This is a genomic window from uncultured Flavonifractor sp. (genome assembly GCF_944387675.1).
In the GTDB taxonomy this organism is placed as follows: Bacteria; Bacillota; Clostridia; order Oscillospirales; family Oscillospiraceae; genus Flavonifractor.
The window spans coordinates 1-3,768 of the sequence record NZ_CALXFV010000146.1; the positions used below are offsets into that span (position 1 = coordinate 1).

A 3,768-nucleotide genomic window follows, 5' to 3' on the forward strand; every position below is an offset into this window, starting at 1 on the left:
GCGTGTTTTGCGCGTGCGGCGCAGAGCGGGCTGCATCCCCTCTCAAACATGCCTGCATGTTTGAGAGGGGCGTCGCGCTTTTTTTCTTGACAGGCTGAAAGACACGCCGCCGGCGTGTCTTTCTTTTGGGGCTGTGTCCTCTGTTGCCGCAAAATTCCGGGTCTGCTGCGGCTTTCGGGGAGCCCGGAGTAGGGGTGAACTGCGGTTTCCCCTTGTCCTCTCGGGTGGATTTGTATTATACTGGGTGAAGCCAGATCCAGTAGACGCCCCGCTCCGGCGCAGAGAGAGAAAGAGGGAGAACATGTCCAGGACAAGAAAAATCTATATCATTCGGTTGATAGGACGCTGCCTGATTTTGACGCTGTGCGCCGTTTTGTGCAGACTCCAGAGGAATGCCTTCGCGGTGCTGGATGGGCTGAACTTTTTCAGGACCCCCTCTCCACTGCACCTTTTATGGGCGGTTTGGGTGGCCGACATGTTTCTCCAGATCGTTCCCATCAAGAACAAGGTTCCCATCGGCTCCCAGAAGCTGTTTGCCAACCACTTCAGGCCCATGCGGGAAAAGATCAACTATGAAGCTCTGAGAAGCTACATCGTCTCCATTACAAAGGCGGCATACAAGGTGTTCCTCCTCTGGTGCCTGCTGATTATAGGCATCGGAGTGCTGTATTATACGGGCCTCATCGGAAAAATCACCTTGTTTATGCTCTCTGTTTTGTTTTATGTCTGCGACCTGATCTGCGTGCTGGTGTGGTGTCCCTTCCGGCTGATGATGAAGACGCGCTGCTGCACCACGTGCAGGATTTTTAACTGGGACCATCTGATGATGTTCTCTCCGCTGATCTATGTGGGCGGCTTCTTTGCCGGGTCCCTGGTGGCGATGGCGGCTGTCGCGTGGCTGGTATGGGAGCTGTGCGTGATGATGTATCCGGAGCGGTTCTGGGACCACTCCAACGCGGCCCTCACCTGTCAGGAGTGTACCGACAAGCTGTGTACCCAGTACTGCCGCAAGCTGCGGGAATGAGAGAGCGGCGATATGACAAGCGCTGCCGGGACGGAGTGCCACCCCGTTTCGGCAGCGCTTGTTTTGGCACAGGGGCGGGGCAGCGCCGATGCCCGCCCCTCGCTGAGTGCAAAAAATTCAGCACAGCCGGTCCCATCACCAGGCCGGCCAACAGCGCGACGACCACTTGGGGCAGGGCAAAGCGCCTGGTGAGAATGCCCAGCACCTTGGTGCTCAACAAAATCAGCGCCAGTTCAAAGAGATAAGGGTAACTTATAGCAGACACTCCTTTCACGGCTTTGGTAAAAGTGCAGCATAGAGGGTAGTCTGCCTTGTGCAAAAAGTCAATCGTCAATGTGGATAGAAATCAGCGGGAACAGGGCGGCGATTCTGGCGGGCGGCGCGTGTGAGATTCCGTCAGACAGTTCTTGACTTTTGCCCTTTAAAGCGGTAAAATAGGCGACATAAAAATTCTGACACCCCGCCGGACGGCGGAGATCCCAACTAAAGGAGCGCCAAGCTATGGTTATTACCGAATTTCTGGAGCGCAATGCCCGCCTGTACCGGGACGAGACGGCTCTGGTGGAGATCAACCCCTCGGAGGAGCGGGACCGGGCCGCCACCTGGCGGGAGTACAGCCTCATCGAGCGCAGCCGGCCCGACGAGCCCTACCGCAGGGAAATGAGCTGGGGACAGTTTGACAAAAAGGCCAACCGCTTTGCCAATCTGCTGCTCAGCCGGGGGGTGAAGCGGGGAACCAAGGTGGGTATCCTGCTGATGAACTGCCTGGAGTGGCTGCCCATCTACTTTGGAATTTTGAAGGCGGGCTGCCTGGCGGTGCCGCTGAACTTCCGCTACTCTTCGGAGGAGATCCGCTACTGTCTGGATCTGGCCGACGTGGAGGTGCTGGTGTTCGGGCCGGAGTTCATTGACCGGCTGGAGCCCATCCTGCCCGACCTGGACCGGGTCCGGCTGCGGTTTTACGTGGGCAACCGGGTCCCCGGCTTTGCCGAGAGCTACCGGGAGCTGGTGATGTACTGCTCTTTTGAAAATCCGCCGGTCCACCTGGAACTGGGGGATCTGGCGGCCATCTACTTCTCCTCCGGTACCACCGGTTTTCCCAAGGCCATTTTGCACAACCACAAGTCCCTGCTCTCTGCCTGCCTGACCGAGCAGCACCACCACGGCCAGACCCATGAGGACGTATTTTTGTGCATCCCGCCTCTCTACCACACCGGGGCCAAGATGCACTGGTTTGGCTCCCTGGCCAGCGGCAGCAAGGCGGTGCTGCTGCGGGGGGTGTCCCCCCAGTGGATTCTCCGGGCGGTTACCGAGGAGAAGTGTACCATTGTGTGGCTGCTGGTTCCCTGGGCGCAGGATATTTTGGATGCCATCGACAGCGGGCGGGTGGACCTGAACGAGTATCTGCTGGACCAGTGGCGGCTGATGCATATCGGCGCCCAGCCGGTTCCCCCCAGCCTGATTCACCGGTGGAAGAAGGTCTTCCCCCATCACCTGTACGATACCAACTACGGCCTGAGCGAGTCCATCGGCCCGGGCTGCGTCCACCTGGGGGTGGAGAACATCCACAAGGTGGGGGCCATTGGAAAGGCCGGCTACCTGTGGGAGACCAAGGTGGTAGACGAGCAGGGCGACGAGGTACCCCAGGGACAGGTGGGGGAGCTGGCGGTCCGGGGTCCCGGCGTGATGCAGTGCTATTACAAAAATCCGGAGGCCACCGCCGAGGTGCTCAAGGGCGAGTGGCTGTACACCGGCGACATGGCGGAGGTGGATGCCGACGGCTTCATCTACCTGGTGGACCGGAAAAAGGACGTGGTCATCTCCGGCGGCGAGAACCTGTACCCGGTGCAGATTGAGGACTTCCTGCGCCAGTTCGACAAGATCAAGGATGTGGCGGTTATCGGCCTGCCCGACCACCGGCTGGGAGAGATTGCCGCCGCCATTGTGGAGGTGAAGGAGGGGGTGAGCTGCACCGAGGCGGAGATCAACGAGTTCTGCCGGGAACTGCCCCGGTACAAGCGCCCCCGGCGGATCATCTTCGATCATGTACCCCGCAACCCCACCGGCAAGATCGAAAAGCCCGTGCTGCGGGAAAAATACTGCCGTGGCCGCCTGGTTGAGGCGCAGACCACCCACTGAGAGGAGCGTACCCCATTGTTGGATATGTGGATTAAACTTTCCCTGCTGATAATCTTTTTTGCCGTGATGGTGGGCATTGGCCTGTACTGCCGCCGCCATGCCACCGATGTCAGCGGCTTTGTGCTGGGCGGCCGCTCGGTGGGTCCCTGGCTCACCGCCTTCGCTTACGGCACCAGCTATTTCTCCGCTGTGGTCTTTGTGGGCTATGCCGGACAGTTCGGCTGGCGCTTCGGCATCGCCTCCACCTGGGCGGGTCTGGGCAACGCCTTTTTGGGCTCCCTGCTGGCCTGGGTGGTGCTGGGCCGGCGCACCCGGATTATGACCCAGCATCTGGACAGCGCCACCATGCCCGAGTTCTTCGGCCGCCGCTTTGACAGCCGGAACCTGAAGCTCACCGCCTCGGTGATCATCTTCATCTTCCTCATCCCCTACACCGCCAGCCTGTACAACGGCCTCTCCCGGCTGTTCGCCATGGCCTTTCACATCGACTACGGGGTGTGCGTGGTGGTGATGGCGGTGCTCACCGGTGTCTACGTCATCGCCGGGGGCTATATGGCCACCGCCATCAACGACTTTATTCAGGGCATCATCATGATTTTCGGCAT

The 3,768-nt window shown here is 59.6% G+C and carries 2 protein-coding genes and 2 pseudogenes; 3 read left to right on the forward strand and 1 reads right to left on the reverse strand.

Annotated elements, in window-relative coordinates:
• Positions 1-466 precede the first annotated feature (466 nt).
• A complete protein-coding gene (locus Q0J74_RS10685) occupies positions 467-1,024 on the forward strand; it encodes a hypothetical protein (protein ID WP_297214460.1) in 558 nt (185 codons plus the stop codon).
• 106 nt (positions 1,025-1,130) lie between these two features.
• Here Q0J74_RS10685 and Q0J74_RS10690 read toward each other — a convergent pair.
• Positions 1,131-1,280, reverse strand: a pseudogene (locus tag Q0J74_RS10690) (cation:proton antiporter); the annotation flags it as partial.
• A 245-nt stretch (positions 1,281-1,525) separates the two neighbouring features.
• On the opposite strand from Q0J74_RS10690, the gene Q0J74_RS10695 reads away from it, so the two are divergent.
• Complete coding sequence (locus Q0J74_RS10695; RefSeq protein ID WP_297214462.1) at positions 1,526-3,163, forward strand: class I adenylate-forming enzyme family protein; 1,638 nt, start codon at positions 1,526-1,528, stop codon at positions 3,161-3,163.
• Positions 3,164-3,187: 24 nt separating this feature from the next.
• Positions 3,188-3,768 (forward strand): annotated as a pseudogene (locus Q0J74_RS10700) (sodium:solute symporter); the annotation flags it as partial.

Coding starts and splice junctions, on each gene's coding strand:
- Q0J74_RS10695 (WP_297214462.1), top strand. CDS start 1,526: ATGGTTATTACCGAATTTCTGGAGCGCAATGCCCGCCTGTACCGGGAC.